Origin of the sequence: Pseudoalteromonas sp. SG45-2 (assembly GCF_014164115.1) — a bacterium.
Taxonomy (GTDB): Bacteria; Pseudomonadota; Gammaproteobacteria; order Enterobacterales; family Alteromonadaceae; genus Pseudoalteromonas; species Pseudoalteromonas distincta.
Window position 1 is genome coordinate 67,477 of record NZ_JACJEO010000022.1, and the last position, 16,965, is coordinate 84,441.

General features: G+C 38.1%; 16 protein-coding genes. 12 read left to right on the forward strand and 4 right to left on the reverse strand.

Annotation, left to right across the window (positions count from 1 at the left end):
- Nucleotides 1–4: 4 nt before the first annotated feature.
- Entirely contained in the window at nt 5–307 is a 303-nt protein-coding gene (locus tag H5116_RS15920; RefSeq protein WP_024595450.1) for an isoamylase early set domain-containing protein, read from the reverse strand.
- A gap of 386 nt (nt 308–693) precedes the next feature.
- Between H5116_RS15920 and H5116_RS15925 the strand changes: the two genes are divergently transcribed.
- A complete protein-coding gene (locus H5116_RS15925) occupies nt 694–1,626 on the forward strand; it encodes a hypothetical protein (RefSeq protein WP_024595451.1) in 933 nt (310 codons plus the stop codon).
- A 59-nt stretch (nt 1,627–1,685) separates the two neighbouring features.
- On the opposite strand, the gene H5116_RS15930 is transcribed toward H5116_RS15925, so the two are convergent.
- A complete protein-coding gene (locus H5116_RS15930) occupies nt 1,686–2,855 on the reverse strand; it encodes a cache domain-containing protein (protein ID WP_182716604.1) in 1,170 nt (389 codons plus the stop codon).
- A 518-nt stretch (nt 2,856–3,373) separates the two neighbouring features.
- On the reverse strand, nt 3,374–3,802 hold the full coding sequence (locus H5116_RS15935) for an Lrp/AsnC family transcriptional regulator (RefSeq protein WP_002958609.1): 429 nt from the start codon (nt 3,800–3,802) through the stop codon (nt 3,374–3,376).
- 194 nt (nt 3,803–3,996) lie between these two features.
- Between H5116_RS15935 and H5116_RS15940 the strand changes: the two genes are divergently transcribed.
- The 4 genes from H5116_RS15940 to H5116_RS15955 are packed head-to-tail and all read left to right on the forward strand — an operon-like array spanning nt 3,997 to nt 8,601.
- Entirely contained in the window at nt 3,997–5,202 is a 1,206-nt protein-coding gene (locus H5116_RS15940) for an aspartate aminotransferase family protein (protein ID WP_165724041.1), read from the forward strand.
- A gap of 50 nt (nt 5,203–5,252) precedes the next feature.
- Nucleotides 5,253–6,287 carry an arginine N-succinyltransferase gene (astA, locus tag H5116_RS15945; RefSeq protein WP_182716605.1) on the forward strand — a complete coding sequence of 345 codons (1,035 nt, stop codon included), beginning with the start codon at nt 5,253–5,255 and terminating at the stop codon, nt 6,285–6,287.
- A 7-nt stretch (nt 6,288–6,294) separates the two neighbouring features.
- On the forward strand, nt 6,295–7,761 hold the full coding sequence (gene astD / locus H5116_RS15950; RefSeq protein WP_182716606.1) for a succinylglutamate-semialdehyde dehydrogenase: 1,467 nt from the start codon (nt 6,295–6,297) through the stop codon (nt 7,759–7,761).
- A gap of 36 nt (nt 7,762–7,797) precedes the next feature.
- Nucleotides 7,798–8,601: a DUF1338 domain-containing protein gene (locus H5116_RS15955; protein WP_182716607.1), complete on the forward strand. Its 804-nt coding sequence runs from the start codon at nt 7,798–7,800 to the stop codon at nt 8,599–8,601.
- Nucleotides 8,602–8,681: 80 nt separating this feature from the next.
- Here H5116_RS15955 and H5116_RS15960 read toward each other — a convergent pair whose 3' ends face one another.
- On the reverse strand, nt 8,682–9,962 hold the full coding sequence (locus H5116_RS15960; RefSeq protein WP_002958615.1) for a flavohemoglobin expression-modulating QEGLA motif protein: 1,281 nt from the start codon (nt 9,960–9,962) through the stop codon (nt 8,682–8,684).
- Between the two features lie 146 nt (nt 9,963–10,108).
- Between H5116_RS15960 and H5116_RS15965 the strand changes: the two genes are divergently transcribed.
- From H5116_RS15965 to H5116_RS15995, 7 genes are all read left to right on the forward strand, one after another.
- Entirely contained in the window at nt 10,109–10,366 is a 258-nt protein-coding gene (locus tag H5116_RS15965) for a DUF3081 domain-containing protein (protein WP_024594831.1), read from the forward strand.
- On the forward strand, nt 10,366–10,671 hold the full coding sequence (locus H5116_RS15970; RefSeq protein ID WP_002958617.1) for a hypothetical protein: 306 nt from the start codon (nt 10,366–10,368) through the stop codon (nt 10,669–10,671). The genes H5116_RS15965 and H5116_RS15970 overlap by 1 nt, the downstream gene beginning before the upstream one ends.
- 409 nt (nt 10,672–11,080) lie before the next feature.
- A complete protein-coding gene (betI, locus tag H5116_RS15975) occupies nt 11,081–11,656 on the forward strand; it encodes a transcriptional regulator BetI (RefSeq protein ID WP_002958618.1) in 576 nt (191 codons plus the stop codon).
- 1 nt (nt 11,657) lies between these two features.
- A complete protein-coding gene (gene betB / locus H5116_RS15980; protein ID WP_182716608.1) occupies nt 11,658–13,121 on the forward strand; it encodes a betaine-aldehyde dehydrogenase in 1,464 nt (487 codons plus the stop codon).
- Nucleotides 13,122–13,132: 11 nt separating this feature from the next.
- Nucleotides 13,133–14,800, forward strand: coding sequence for a choline dehydrogenase (betA, locus tag H5116_RS15985; protein WP_182716609.1), 1,668 nt, complete (start codon nt 13,133–13,135; stop codon nt 14,798–14,800).
- Between the two features lie 158 nt (nt 14,801–14,958).
- Nucleotides 14,959–16,176: a BCCT family transporter gene (locus H5116_RS15990; RefSeq protein WP_182716610.1), complete on the forward strand. Its 1,218-nt coding sequence runs from the start codon at nt 14,959–14,961 to the stop codon at nt 16,174–16,176.
- A gap of 9 nt (nt 16,177–16,185) precedes the next feature.
- Nucleotides 16,186–16,887 carry a TorF family putative porin gene (locus tag H5116_RS15995; RefSeq protein WP_024603578.1) on the forward strand — a complete coding sequence of 234 codons (702 nt, stop codon included), beginning with the start codon at nt 16,186–16,188 and terminating at the stop codon, nt 16,885–16,887.
- The last annotated feature ends 78 nt before the right edge of the window (nt 16,888–16,965 follow it).

A 16,965-nucleotide genomic window follows, 5' to 3' on the forward strand; every position in this document is an offset into this window, starting at 1 on the left:
CGCCTTAATTAGTGCGTTGAGTATTTACTATGCTGTTTTCTGTGCCAAATGTATTGCCGATATAACCGTCAGCTTGATGGTCGTTATCCCAAATGTCTCCGTTAATCAGGTAACGAAAGTGAAATTGTTGATCGATAGGTAAGCGTTGCTTAAATTTAAACACACCTTGTTTTTTATAAAGCTTCATTGGCACTGGTTTCCAATCATTAAATTCACCTAATAAGCAAACTTCTTCTGCCTCTGGATGAGAAAATTCAAAAGTAACTTCAGCTTCATCTTTTGTTTTAAAAAAACGTTTATTCAACATAGCAGGCTCCAACTAAACCAAAAAGGGTACTTAATCTTTGCCACAGGCCATACAACTAAACAAAAAGGCGATGTGGTAACCATCTAAAAATCATTAAACGTGTTATTAGTTAAACAAAACTTTATTTACGCTTTATTACAGTGCAAATAATATTTCAATTGCACCAAAAAGGTGCATTAACCTTATATACAATACGCTTTAAATGATACTTAACATACAGAGCAATATTCAAACCAACAAACTATTAAAAGCCTCATTAGTTCAATATATAAATATTTATAGCTGCAAATATCCGAAGAAAATTTAAAATCCTAAATTACTTTTTTTATATTACTTCATCATGGATAATACACATCATTCTAATACTCTGAAATATCATTAATTTCATGTTGAAAAAAACCATTTTAATAACTACCACCATCATTTTTTTAGTTGTAGCTGCATTTATTGGTACCTCAATTTATACCCTATACAGTAAAAAAGAAATTTCAGTTGACCCTAAATTAAAAGAAATATCAGGAATAGAATTTGATAAACAGCAACGTTTATGGGCTATTAACGACGGAGGCAATGAACCAAAGCTATACAGACTCAATAAAGACGGTTCTATTGCTAAAGAAATTTTAGTTGAAAACGCTAAAAACATTGATTGGGAAGACATGACCCAAAACAAATTTGGGCACTTCTTTTTAGGCGATTTTGGTAACAACAAAAACGATCGTAGATGGCTCACTATTTATAAAATAGAAAACCCGATAGATATAAAAACAGATACGACTCAAGCAGAAATAATTAAGTTTACCTACCCCGAAATGGATGGCAGTCCTATAAAGCCCAATAACCGTAATTTTGATTTAGAGGCATTTGTAGCTCTAGGACGTCACTTATATTTATTTACTAAAAACCGCACAGAGCCATTTGATGGTATTACTAAGGTTTATAAAGTGGGCGATCATGCTGCTAATTTTAAAGCCGAGTTAATAGATTCATTTAAAACATGTACCACTTTAGAAAAGCTATGCTGGATAACATCGGCTGCTTTAAGCCCTGATCGTAAAAAGCTGATATTACTTGATTCAACCAGTATTTGGTTATTCGAAAATTTTGAGGGTGATAAGTTTTTTTCTGGCGATGTATCAAAAATTGACTTAGGAATAGTAACTCAAAAAGAAGCTGTCACTTTTTTTGATGACAATACTATTGTATTTACAGATGAAGAGTTTAAAGGTATTGGCGGTAATGCTTATTTTATAAAGCTTGATGAAGCCAAAAAAGAAATTATAAGAAAAAAGCCGACCTCAGAAAAAATACATCCATAATATAATGTTAGCTAAGCAAAAGTTCCAAAGCTTAGCTAACTTATGTAAAAGGTATCGAGTTAGTTACTCTTTTCGTTTGACGAATGGAGTGCTATTTCTACATCAACACCTAAAATCAACACTCCAATATGATTATTATTATCATCTAAAACAGGAAAACTTAGCTGTACTTGAAAATGATGTGTTGATGCATCATATGTAACGCTATCAAAGTTATAGTCCTTTGACTGTTTAAATATTTTAGTAAACTTATTCTCATCTCCTTGCCAGTAATCACTGGTTAACTTACTTATTGCTATATTTTTTCCTTGGCTATCAGTCAATATAAGCTCAGTAACAACACCTTTAAACTGCGATTGCCATTTTTTAAATACCTTAGATAACGGTAAATCAAGCATAGTTAACGCATCAGCATGCCCAACGTGTTTACTTTCTTTTATCCATAGCTGGTCTCGTTTCATAATTTCAGGCTCACTCAAAGGAGACTCATTACTTATTTGAACTTCTTCGACTAAACTAGGTAAGTTTAATAAGGTTTTAGCGCTACTGTAGAGCCTATCAAGTATTTGCGTTTCTTCACTTTTTGATAGTGAAAATGGAGCTTGCGCACAAGTATTTATATTTTCATCGAACTGCTGCATAAATTCAGGAAGGCGTTTGATAAGGGAATGCGAAGCAAATAATCCCAAAGGTACATATCTAAAAAATTCTTTTTGGTACTCGTCTTTATTGATCCCTAGCTTAGAGGCTGCTAATTCAAAATCGTCTAAATCAAGTAGGATTCTATCAATCCGTTTATGGTGCATTACATTTACTATTTCTTCTAATGAATTTACTTCTACCTCAGCAATAATATTCTGAGTTTTAAACCAATTTGCTTGATAACTTCCTCTTACTGCACCATAACGCATTTTATTTTTTGGTTTATTAATGCTCTCTGGGTGAGTAAACCAGTACCAGCTTTCTAAAAAAATGGGGGATGATATACGTCCATAAGCTTTCATTTCAGGCATTAAATGGGTTGTGAAATATCCATCTAAGCGCTCTAACTTTACTTCTCGACGTGCACGTAACCATGGCAAGGTTTGTAGCTGAAAAGGCGCTCCCATTTCAAATAAAATACACTCGACTTGGTTGACTGCATTATTAGGAGCTGTGGTGGGTAAGTTTGTCCCAAACTGGAGAGGCCCAGTTAAACCTAACAAAAGAGTGAAAAGATATGCGGGCATAATCCATTGCTAAATAATGTACAAATTAAAACAAGTATAGTCATGCATATAAAAAAGTATTAATTTTCTTTACAAAATTTTGTACCTTATCAATAGCTTCAATATTTAAATCTATGATTTATTGCTATTAACTTATAAAAAGCACGCTTAAATATTTAAATTAATGCATTTATATCTAGGGTCTGTTTATCTTTGTGGATAAAAATTTGTTCAAACTAGGTGCTATTTAATTGCGGCGCAAGATTTATAAGCTAGTGTGCTCGATAACTGCTCCTGCGTTATTCTAATTGCTTACATCCATGTAAGAATAAATAAAAACCGAGCAAAGCTTCCGCGCCCTGCTCACGCCCCCTACCCTGCATCTATGTAGGCAACCAAGAGAAAATAGCGCCTAGGAAGAATCTTTTGGGGGCTGTTAATTTAACCTTGAAGGTTCAACAGACCCTAGCCTTTTTATTATTGACCTAAAGTATACCGAGTGTTCACTTAACGACTAAAAACAAAGGAACTACCCAACCCTAGCGCTTAAATTTAGTTTCTAAAATTACAGAAGATGTTGTTCGCTCCACCCCATCAAGATTTCCTATATCGTCCAACAAATGACTAAGCTGTTCTAAATTTTGAGCTTGGACCACTGCAATTAAATCAAACTCACCACTTATGGCATAGAGCTGTGAAATAGCATCAATTTGCTTAAGCTCAATGTTTGTTTTAGTTGTTAATTTTTGTCTTACTTTTATAGACACATGAGCTGATACCATTTTACTAAGGTAGTCGTCACCGTAATCAACGCTATAGCCTTTAATCACACCGGTTTCTTCTAATTTGAGCATTCGGCTTTGTACTGTTGAACGAGATAAGTCAAGCATTCGTGCAAGATCAGAAATACTCGCTCTTGCGTTTGTTTTTAGTACAGAAAGTAGTTTCTCGTCTTGTGGAGTTATCATAATGGTTATTTTCTTCGTTATTTTGACTTTTATTTTAATCATTTTTCACAAAATAGCACTGCAATTTTAACAGCTAACCTTCGATAATGACCTCTACAAGAAATAATAACGTGTTTGCTGAAGAATAAAGGCTATATTCTTCTTTGAGTTAGCAACTAATCTTTTATCTAAGCCCATTAAATTTAGGTGTAAAAATGCAAGTAACAAGAGACTTATTTAACGACGTAATGGTACCAAACTATAATCCATCAGCAATCATTCCAGTTCGTGGTGAAGGTTCACGCGTTTGGGATCAAAATAACAATGAGTTCATTGATTTTGCCGGTGGTATTGCCGTTAACTGTTTGGGTCACTGTCATCCTGCATTAGTTAAAGCATTAAAAGAGCAAGGCGAAAAAATTTGGCATTTATCAAATGTTATGACCAATGAGCCAGCACTTCGTTTAGCTCAAAAAATGGTTGAAGCAACATTTGCTGATAAAGTTTACTTTGCAAACTCAGGCGCAGAAGCAAACGAAGCCGCTCTTAAATTAGCTCGTCGTTATGCATTGGACGTATATGGCGCTGAAAAAACGCAAATTATTGCATTTAATAAAGGTTTCCATGGTCGCACATTCTTTACAGTAACTGTGGGCGGGCAAGCGGCTTATTCAGATGGCTTTGGTCCAAAACCTGCTGACATAGTACATTGTGATTTTAACGATATAGCGGCATTTGAAGCGCTGATCAGCGATAAAACATGTGCTGTTATGATGGAACCATTACAAGGTGAAGGCGGTATTATTTCACCAACAGATGAATTTGCTAAAAAAGTACGCGAACTTTGTACTAAACATAACGCGTTACTTATTTTTGATGAAGTACAAACGGGTGTTGGTCGCACAGGCGATTTATACGCTTATGAAGGTTTAGGGGTTGTTCCTGACATTTTAACAACGGCAAAAGCATTGGGTGGTGGTTTTCCTATTGGCGCTATGATCACTCGTACACCTATTGCTGAGCATTTAAAAATTGGTACTCACGGTTCTACTTATGGCGGAAACGCACTTGCTTGTGCTGTGGCCGAAGCGGCATTTGATACAGTAAATACACCAGACGTACTAAACGGTGTTAAAGAGCGCGAGCAATTATTCCGTGACGGATTAAACGCAATTAACGAAAAATACAACGTATTTAGCGAAGTACGTGGTAAAGGCTTATTAATTGGCGCAGTACTAAATGACAAATTTGAAGGCCGCGCACGCGACTTTTTAGTAGCCAGTGCTAATAATGGTTTGATGAATCTTGTAGCGGGTATGAATGTAATTCGTTTTACACCGTCTTTAATTATTCCGTTTGAAGATATTAAAGAAGGCTTAGCGCGCTTTGAAAAAGCCGTTAGCGACGTAGTAAACGGTTAATATAGTTTAAATTAGCACGCCTACAGGCGTGCTATTGGAGCAAGCAATAAATGCAAGTATTACGTCCTATTACTGCCAATGATTTTGACGCGCTTAAACAAATAGCGATTGAATCCGGTCATGGGTTTACCTCTTTACCTGTGGACGATGCACAGCTTAAAGAAAAAATTGAACGTGCTGAAAAAAGCTTTGCCAAAAACATTAACCAGCCACTTGATGAAAGCTATTTATTTGTTTTAGAAGACAGTGAAACAGGTGACGTTATTGGCACAACCGCTATAGAAGCCGCAGTAGGTTTATCGGTGCCTTTATATCATTATCATTTGGGTAAAACAGTACACCACTCGCCTACTTTAAATGTATATAACACCGTTGATATTTTAAGCATGTGTAACGACTACACTGGTTGCTCAGAAATATGTACATTATTTTTGCGCGAAAATAGCCGTAAAGGTTTAACAGGTCGATTTTTATCTCGTTCACGCTTTTTGTTTATGGCTCAGCACAGCGAGCGTTTTGCCGATACTGTTATCGCAGAAATGCGCGGTGTTAGCGACGAAGACGGTCATTCTCCTTTTTGGCAATGGCTACAAGAGCACTTTTTTAGTATCGAATTTCCACAAGCGGATCACTTAGTTGGCTTAGGCGATAAGGTGTTTATTAGCGAGTTAATGCCTAAATACCCTATTTATGTGAACTTGCTTAGTAAAAAAGCCCAAGCAGTTATTGGGCATGTGCATGAAAAAACAAAACCTGCGCTAAAATTATTAGAAAAAGAAGGTTTTGAGCACAGAGGCTACGTTGATTTATTTGACGCAGGCCCAACGGTTGAAGCAAAGCTTGGTAATATTCGCAGCATTCGCGACTCTCAAGTTTGCCCTATTACTATTGGTGAGCTTGATCACATATCACAAAATAGCTCTGATACGCTGGCTGTATGTAATCAAGGCGTAAGTGGCTTTAGAGCAACATTTACCAAAGAAGCACACTACAATCATGCAAAACATACCCTCGTCATTAGCCAAGATGTGGCTAAGGCACTTAATTTAAGCCAAGGAGATGCAGCGCGATTTTTCCGCCTGTAAATAATTTATGAATACACACCTAATTAATAATCAGTGGCATGTGGGACTTGGTCCAGCATTTGAGTCAATCAATCCAAGTAATGGCGATGTGGTATGGCAAGGTAATGGCGCAAACACTGATCAAGTAAATTCAGCTATAAAAGCAGCTAGAGCCGCGCAATTACAATGGGCAGACAAACCACTTAAAGAGCGTATCGCCATTTTAGAAAACTTCGCAGCACAATTAAAAGAACACAGCGAAGAATTTGCTACTATTATTGCACGCGAAACGGGTAAGCCATTATGGGAAACCCGCACCGAAGTGGGCGCAATGACAGGCAAAGTAGCTATATCTGTAAAAGCGTACCATGAGCGTACAGGTACAACCGAAAACCCAATGCCCGGAGCTAAAGCGTTTATTAGACACAAACCGCATGGCGTTGTGGCTATTTTTGGCCCATATAACTTTCCGGGGCATTTGCCAAACGGGCATATTGTTCCTGCAATTTTAGCCGGTAATACCGTTGTATTTAAGCCATCAGAATTGACTCCGCACGTTGCAGAATTTACCCTCTCACTTTGGTTAAAAGCAGGTTTGCCAGCGGGTGTTATCAACCTTGTCCAAGGTGAAATTGAAACAGGTAAAGCACTTGCATCTCATAAAGATATAGATGGCTTGTTTTTTACCGGTAGTTCAAACACAGGTCACTTATTACATAAACAGTTTGCAGGACACCCTGGCAAAATTTTAGCACTTGAAATGGGCGGCAATAATCCTCTTATTGTAAAAGATGTGAGCGATATAAGCGCCGCTGTACACGATATTATTCAATCAGGCTTTATTACCTCAGGTCAGCGCTGTACGTGTGCACGTCGCTTATTTATTGAAAAGTCGCTCAATGGCGATGCTATTTTAGAAAAGCTAATAAGCGCAACTAAAAACATAGTTGTAGACGACAGCTTTGCTACAGAGCAGCCTTTTATGGGTGCAATGATAAGCGAAAAAGCAGCACTGGGTATGGTTGCCGCACAAAGTGAATTAGTCTCAAAAGGTGCGCAAATCCTTGTTGAACTTAAGCAATTAAAATCAGGCACCGGTTTTGTAAGCCCAGGCATTATTGATGTAACAAACATTACCGATATGCCAGATGAAGAACATTTTGGACCGCTTATTAAAGTGTATCGTTACAACGACTTTGACAGCGCAATTATTGAAGCTAACAACACAAGCTTTGGCTTATCTGCAGGTTTACTTAGCGACAGTGAAGATGATTACACTCACTTCTTAAAGCGCATCCGTGCAGGTATTGTTAACTGGAACCGCCCTATTACGGGTGCCTCTAGCGCGGCTCCATTTGGCGGCATAGGCGCCAGTGGTAATCACAGAGCAAGTGCCTATTATGCCGCCGATTATTGTGCATACCCTGTGGCGTCTGTTGAGTCAGACAAAGTGAGCTTACCGCAAACCCTAGCGCCAGGCTTGGTAATTGAATAAGCAATAAAACCAAAATTTTAGATTTAAGGATTTAACATGCATACTGATGTAAACACATTATTTGAGAGCCTTTGGAAAAACTACTTAAACGTAACACCATCGGCAGACAAAATTCATGACCTTTTAGGGTCAACGCAAAAAGATGACATTATTAACGATCATATTGCGCTGCGTACGTTTAATATTGAAAAAGTGGGTCTTGAAAAGCTCGCTGCTCACTTTTTAGCTATTGGTTACAAAGAATGTGGTGAGTACCATTTTGAAGCTAAAAAACTCTATGCAAAGCACTACGAGCATAGCGATCCTAATCAGCCAAAAGTGTTTATCTCTGAACTATTAGTAGAAAAATGCTCGCCAGAGTTACAAGCCATCGTGACAGATATGGTAAGCCAAATTGACGAAAGTGCAGTTACAGCAGACAACTTTTTATATTCAGGCACGCATTGGCAAGTAAGCACCGATACTTATAAGCAGCTGCTAGCTGAAAGCGAGTATGCAGCGTGGATGTCGGCGTGGGGTTACCGCGCCAATCACTTTACCGTAAATATTAATACGCTTGCTAAGTTTGATAACATTCATGATGTTAATCAAGCCCTAAAAGACGCCGGCTTTTCGCTTAATACGTCAGGCGGTGAAGTTAAAGGCTCACCAGAGGTGTTACTAGAGCAATCGTCAACACTTGCTGATGAATACTCAGTTACCTTTAGTAATGGTGATATGAGCATTCCTAGCTGCTTTTATGAGTTTGCTATTCGTTACCCTAAAGCAGACGGCGAGCTTTATACTGGTTTTGTTGCAGCCTCAGCTGACAAAATATTTGAAAGCACGAACGCTCGATAGCAAAACCTAAAGTACCTTATTTTAAAAAGCCCGTTATGGGCTTTTTTTATGTCGATGTGTCGATAAGTTATATTGATTAATTATAAAAATAGCGGTTTATAATCGTTTTCTAACTTTTCAAACGACAAGTCGCCAATAAAACGACCGAAGCTCAACCAAGTTGCCAAACCGCGTAAATCTTTAAAGTGTGGTGGTACAAATTGTGGACTCTCTATTACACCTAAATCATGAAGCTGCGATATTAATCTAAAATCATCTATCGATATTTTACCTACCAGTAATAAAGGAAGTCTATCTATTCGACCAAGCTGTATTGCAACGCGTATTAAGTTATAAACCAGTACAAAGCCTTTAATGTAAGCAATATCTTTTGTAAAAGGCAAACCTGTTGGCGTACTGCCTCTAAATACACGCTGCGCAAGTGTGTAGCTGTCATCTTTTGATAAACCTTGCGCTACGTAATCACGGTAAATGTCTACAAACTCGGCGCCATCTATTACCTTTGTAACGGCTTGAATACGATTCACTAATTTAGATAAACGCCTTGGAGTTGATTTTAAAGTAATAATTTCGGTAAGGACCGCTAAGCCTTCTTGGGTAATAGTGGAGCTTGGCGTGCCTTTACTCAAACACGTTAAATAAGGCTGAGCTAAACCATTTTGAGTGGTACCGACGTGTATCCACCCTTCGTGAACTTCTAAAATATCAAGTTCGCGCTGAGAAAACTTAACATCTTGATTAAGCTTTATATTATTAGCACCTGCGGCTGCATCACTAACAATACCATCGCTAAGCATTACCTCAACGTTTATGCCTGCCATACTAGCAGTTACTTGCTCAGACAGAATACGCACTGCATCAACAGCATCAATATTTTTAGGGTCGTCAGGCAGTATGTCGGCTATAAGTAAATTTTGCAGCGGTTTATCTAGCATATTAGCTAGCTCAGAAAGTGAGGGCTCACCGGCATGAAATAAATCTTTAGGGTGACCAAATAACTCCACCGATAAGTCATGAAACTCTGGTGTGCCACGATACTCAAGCATACTTAATACTGTTTTATACTCTGTGCACATTTTTCCCATGTATTGAGCTATGGGATTTAACTGCCCCAATTGGTTAATAATGTTACGGTGCAAAGTAGAAAACGCTTGGCGTAACTCGCTAGGTACAAAACCAAGATCGCGCTGTTGATAGTATGCACGATCGATCAGTGGATTTTTTTGACATTTTTGTCTAAAAAACTCCTCTTTAGTTTGTTTATCCCAATTAATAGCATCGAGTATCCTAATAGGCGTTTGCAATGCAATTAATTGATCCGATAACTCACGAGTTTTTAGTAGTAACGCCTTGTCTATCATGGTGTAAGCTCAACAATAAATGAATTTTGAGCATAATTTAAAAAGGCCAAATTACAAAGCAATATCACATTTTTTTAGCTATTGTTTTTAAGATGATCGACCCTCATATCTATATCGTATTAGCTTTTTAATAAAAGGTATAAAACATGAAAAACGAACTCGACAATAAACAGATTTTAGCAGTATATGAACGCATAATTCAAAAAGGTGAAATGACTGATGAAGGCAAACATTATCAGGGAGTTACTGCATATTCAGACGTAGACGGTTACACCGTATATCTACAAGGTAGCGGCGTAGAACTGCGCTTTGGTTTTCATAATACTTACCACCTTAACTACGAGCATGAAAAGCATAAAGACGACTTTTTGAAAAAATTATATAACATTGCAAACGAGAGCTAATGCACCCACGAAAACTAAGACACCGCCCGACCAGTAAGCTCAATACTACTTTTATTAATCAAGTAGTAGAAGAGCTTAAAGCTAATCCAAGTAAAGTCTCTATTATTCAAGACAACCTAGAACAGTACCGTTCTCAAACTCATTTAAAGCGTGGTTTTTTACTGGCTATAGAGCGCTTTGATTGGGTATTTGAAGCAAGCAAAGATATTGATTTCATTTGCCAGCAAATTTTAGCTGATGACTACATTGGCAATAGACTAAGACGTTACCCCCTACTTTTTAAAGGCGTTATTAATAATGCCTAACCTTTCAATACCAAGCGCTTTAAAGCGATAAAACCACAAAGTTTACTCTCCATATAAATTTATTAGAGCACTAAGCAATTGCAGGTTTAGTTTTCTTTTGTATCAAAATAATACTATTAGTACTCTAACTATTATTATTCTAATAGTTTTTTGACATTTTATTCATTTATTGCTGTAAACAAATCATTACTATTATTAAATTTAAAAATTAAATTCTCAAGCTACTGTTTTAAATAAAATTAAACAAATAAAAACCACATCTTCTTTGTCCTATTAATTGCTCTTTTATTAATGATTAATCTACATTTTGGCATCTAGGTATTTACTTCAGCCTTGAATTGTTAGAGCTATTACCTTAAGCTTATGTTTATTGAACGTTCAATTAATAAAAATTATGCCTAAAGTCGGAATGGAACCTGTCAGACGTCAGCAGCTAATTGACGCAACTATAGAGTCAGTTGCTACTAAGGGACTACAAGGCACAACTATAAACAGCATTAGTAAAAATGCAGGTTTGTCGTCAGGTATCATTAGTCATTATTTTAATGGTAAGCAGGGGTTAATTGAAGCCACGGTTAGATACTTACTAACAAGCTTAAAGCAAGGCTTAATAAGTAAAGTAAATCATCAAACCACTGCCATTGAGCGTTTAATGTTTATTATCGAAGCCAACTTTGCGCTTGTACAACAGCGTAATGATACAACCCGAACGTGGTTAAGTTTTTGGGCGCAATCGATGCATGATGAAGAATTACACAGACTACAAAACGTAAACAGTAAACGCTTGCAAAGTAATTTAGCATTTTCTTTTAAGCAATTAATGCCTATTGAGCAAGCAAATCAAGCTGCAGAACTTAGCGCCGCAATGATCGATGGCCTATGGTTAAGAGCAGTACTGAGTAAATCAGACAATAATCAGTTTAAACACAGTGAAAAGTTAGCAAAGAGCTATGTACTTTCACTTATCAAGCAATATGGAGCCTAGCGTGACTACACCTGTCTATCAAAATTTTATTAACGGCCATTTTCTTGCAAACCAGAGCGGCAAAACATTTGATGTAACAAACCCAGCAACGGGTGAGGTTATTTACGCAGTAGAAATTGCCGACGAATTTATTCAAAACGCAGCCATTGCCAGTGCAAAGCAAGGTTTTGCACAGTGGTCAGCAATGACACCTATTGAACGTAGTCGTATTTTATTAAAAGCAGTGGCTATTTTACGCGAGCGCAATGATGAGCTAGCACTTGTAGAAGTACTCGACACCGGCAAACCAATGCAAGAAGCTAATTGTGTTGATATTGAAACCGGCGCTGATGTAATTGAATACTTTGCAGGCCTTGCGCCAGCACAAGTAGGCCAACAACAAATAGTTGGTGATGACTTTTACTACACACGTAAAGAGCCATTAGGTATCTGTGCGGGTATAGGTGCATGGAACTACCCACTACAAATTGCATGTTGGAAGTCGGGCCCTGCCCTTGCTGCTGGTAATGCATTTATATTTAAACCATCTGAAGAAACACCACTTGGCGCTATTAAACTTGCAGAAGTGTTTGTTGAAGCTGGTGTACCTGCAGGTGTGTTTAATGTTGTTCAAGGCGCAGGCGATGTAGGCCAGTGGCTAACGCAGCATAGCGATATTGATAAAGTATCGTTTACGGGTGAAGTAGGCACAGGTAAAAAAGTAGTAGCGAGTGCTGCCGGTACGTTAAAAGATGTCACGATGGAACTTGGTGGTAAATCTCCACTATTAGTATTTGATGATGCCAACATAGAGCAAGCGGTTAGCGCTGCTATGTTAGGTAACTTTTATACGCAAGGCGAAATTTGTACTAACTGTACACGTATTTACGTTCATAAAAATGTATATCAGCAGTTTATTGATGAACTTAAAGCGCGCACTGAGAAAAACATTATTGCTGGCGACCCACAAGATTTAAATACAAACTTTGGCGCACTTATCTCTAAAAAGCACCAAGAACTAGTAATGAGCTACGTTAATAAAGGCATCGAAGAAGGTGCAACGCTATTAACTGGTGGTACAACGCTTTCACCTGAATCTGCACCTAATGGCTATTTTGTAGCACCAACTGTGTTCATTGATTGCAACGACGATATGACAATCGTTAAAGAAGAAATATTTGGCCCTGTAATGAGCGTGCTTGTTTTTGACGACGAAGACGATGTTATTGCACGCGCTAACGCAACCCACCTAGGCTTGGCCGCAGGCGTATTTACTAGCGATATTAAACGTGCGCACCGCGTTATCCATAAGTTACAAGCCGGTATTTGTTGGATTAATGCATACGGTAACTCACCTGCTGAAATGCCTGTTGGCGGTTATAAGCAATCGGGTATTGGCCGTGAAAATGGTATACAAACTCTTGATCAATACACGCAAACTAAGTCTATTTATGTTGGTATGGCCGACATAGAAAGCCCATTTTAAGGCGCCCTACTATGAGTAATCATTACGACTATATTATTGTTGGCGCGGGTTCGGCGGGTTGTGTTTTAGCAAACCGTTTATCTGAAGATTCAAGTAACCGCGTGTTACTACTTGAAACTGGCGGTAGTGATAAAAGTATTTTTATAAAAATGCCAACCGCGTTATCTATTCCTATGAATAGTGACAAATATGCATGGCAGTTTCATACGCAGCCTGAGCCTCATTTAGATAACCGTGAGATGCATTGTCCTCGAGGCAAAGTATTAGGCGGCTCGTCATCTATCAACGGCATGGTATACGTACGTGGCCATGCAAAAGATTTTGACGAATGGCAGCAACACGGTGCAAACGGCTGGGATTACCAATCGTGTTTACCGTATTTTCAAAAAGCAGAAAGCTTTTATCTTGGTGAAAATACTTACCGTGGTGGCAAAGGCCCGCTTGGCGTTAATAACGGCAACGAAATGAAAAACCCGCTTTACCGCACCTTTATCAAAGCAGGTGTACAAGCCGGTTACGCGTCTACAGATGATTATAATGCATCGCAGCAAGAGGGTTTTGGCCCAATGCACATGACCGTAAAAGACGGCGTGCGCAGCTCTGCTTCGCGTGAGTATTTAGACCCTGTTAAATCACGTAGTAATTTAACAATTATTACAGGTGCACTAGCACAGCGCGTGATTTTAGATGGTAAAAAAGCCACAGGCATTGAATACAAAGTAAATGGCGACGTTAAAACAGCACATGCTGCAAAAGACGTAATATTAAGTGCAGGCCCAATCGGCTCTCCACATATTTTACAACTCTCTGGTATTGGTGATACTCAATCGCTTGAAAAAGCAGGCGTTGAAGTACAGCATCATCTACCAGGTGTAGGTCAAAACTTACAAGATCATCTTGAGTTTTACTTTCAATACAAGTGTAAGCAACCTATCACGCTTAACGGCAAACTAGGCATTGTTTCAAAAGGGTTGATTGGTGCGCGCTGGTTATTAACGCGTTCGGGTTTAGGTGCAACGAATCATTTTGAATCGTGTGCGTTTATTCGCTCAAAACCAGGTGTTGAATGGCCAGATATTCAATATCACTTTTTACCAGCGGCTATGCGTTACGATGGTAGAAGTGCATTTGCAGGTCATGGTTTTCAGGTACATGTTGGTCATAACAAACCAAAAAGTCGCGGTAGTGTCACTATTGCTTCTGCGAACCCTGAGCAACCACCAACCATTTTATTTAATTACCTTGAACACCAAGACGATATTGAAGGCTTTAGAGCGTGCGTTCGCTTAACACGCGACATAATCGAACAAAGTGCCTTTGATGAATACCGCGATGAAGAAATTCAACCAGGTAAACATATTCAAACAGATGAAGAAATAGATGCCTTTGTACGCCAAGCCGTAGAAAGTGCCTACCACCCTTCTTGCTCATGCAAAATGGGTGAAGATGATATGGCCGTTGTTAATTCAAATACGCAAGTACATGGTATTGAAGGACTACGTGTTGTTGACTCATCTATATTCCCAACAGTTCCTAACGGAAACTTGAATGCGCCTACTATTATGGTTGCCGAAAAAGCAGCTGACATAATTTTAGGTAAAGAACCATTACAGAAATCGGATGTGAATGTTGCCATAACAACAAACTGGCAAGAAACACAACGTAGTACGGAGATCTAACTTTAGCCACATGCTTAGGTTTAGTCTCGTCGGGCTAAACCAATGCGTGCCTTGCAGTGGCACACGATGTAAATAGGTTACGTTGTGTTAATGCGAGAATAAAACAATAAAATACGGAGTGCTTATGAATTATTTTTATTCATTACTGGAGGGTAACAATGACTATTTGGCTTAATGCAGGCATCATTTTTACCTTACTTGCTATTATCACTATTTTAATTAAATGGGGTAATGTTCGCGTAGTAGGTGTAACACCAGTTCGAACCTTTACCTTTATAGCAATACTATTTACTTCTGGCCTAGATGTTGGCCTTATTATGTTTCCTTTAACTGAGTTTGCAGGTTATGCAGACATAAAAGCAAGCCCAGAATACGCGTTTGCAAATCCACTGGCTATTGAGTTTGGCTACTGGGGATTTTTGATCTGGGGATTTTACTTTCTTACGTGCTTTTATTTCTGTGTAATAGAACCTAAAGTGAAATTTTTCGAAATTCCTTGGGTTAAATTTATCAATAACGTTGTAATTATTGGTACATGTGCATTTACCGCTTATTTACTGCTTACGAACCTACCATGGTATTTACCCGAATTAGGCGATGGAACAAGTATAGTTTCTGAGTTTTATTTAATTGTATTCGCGGCTATTTGTTTTGCTGTGTACTCAAGTACTGACATTAAATATGTACGTATTTTAAGTATTTCTACTACGTGGTTATTCTTAGCCTTAATCGCCTTTATGTGGGCTGGCGCATTTGTAATAGGTGATAGTCAAATGTCAGCATTTACAGATAACTTAGGTTCTATTGGTACTTACTTTGCAAACATTAATGAATTTGTTTTACCGCTTAATGATTACCATGAGTTTTACTTATTCTGGTGGTTTGCGTGGAGCATAATGATTGGTCAATTTACATCACGCTTTGTTGGTGGACTTAAAACATACCAAGTATTAGCTGCAATGTTGATTTTCCCTTCTATTCCTATTGCGATTTGGTTTAGCGTACTTTATCACTACCATGAAGCGGGCATCCCAACTCAAGGTATTAAAAACTTCGCTATGGTATTTGTAGGTATTGTATTTGTAATTAACTCACTTGATTCGTTAGTGCGTTTATATACAGATAACCTAAACTTTACCGTAAAGCGTTTTGGCAAAATGAAATACATAATCGGAAATGTTGTTGCTCTATCATTACTTACACTATTGTTTAAATTAGAATTTTTACAAATTCAGTGGGTAGGCGCATTAGTTATCGGCTTGTTCTTTATCTGTGCAGCCTTTATTGGTTACAGTAAATTTAAAACAGTAACGAATATAGATAGCTCACCAAAAGCAAACGCAATTGATTACACAAAAATAGACACAGTACACTAGGGATTAATAATGAATAACAAACTAAAACAACTTGTAGTAGCACTACCATTTGCACTTTTATCAACAACTGCAGCAGCTGATTGGTCAACAACAATCACTGCAGCGTCTGACTACACTTTTAATGGTGTAACACAGACCGATAGCGACCCTGCAATTCAAGGCAGCTTAGATTATGCCTTTGATAGTGGTGTTTACGCTGGTGTTTGGGCCTCAAACGTAGATTTTGGTGACGACACTGATTTTGAGCTTGATGCTTACTTAGGTAAATATGTACAACTTGATGAGCAATTTAGCGTTGATTACGGTATCGCTTATTACACTTATCAAGGTAATAACAGTGACGGTAACTACGCTGAAGCTTACACTAAGTTTGGTTATGCAAGTGAATACGGCCAAACTGAGCTTAACTTTTGGTATAGCTGGGATTACTTTGGAACAGGTGCGGGTCATGTAATTTCAATGGTTGCTCACACTTATGAACTAGCTCCAAATCACGCACTACGTGCAAGTTTTGATATTTCAAACTCACTTGATGGTGAAAAGTGGGCTTGGGATACAAACCAGAAAAAATCGTACAAGCACTACCGCCTAGCTTATCAAACAAGCTACGAAGGTTTTGGTATTGAAGTGGCTGCTGAAAACACTAGCTTAGATTACGATTATGCTGATGAGCGTATTGTACTTGCTGTTTCACGCACATTTGATCTTTAATACATTAATTACTGATTAAACAAAAAATGCCACTCTATTTAGAGTGGCATTTTTATTTGTAAAATAACTAACTAACTA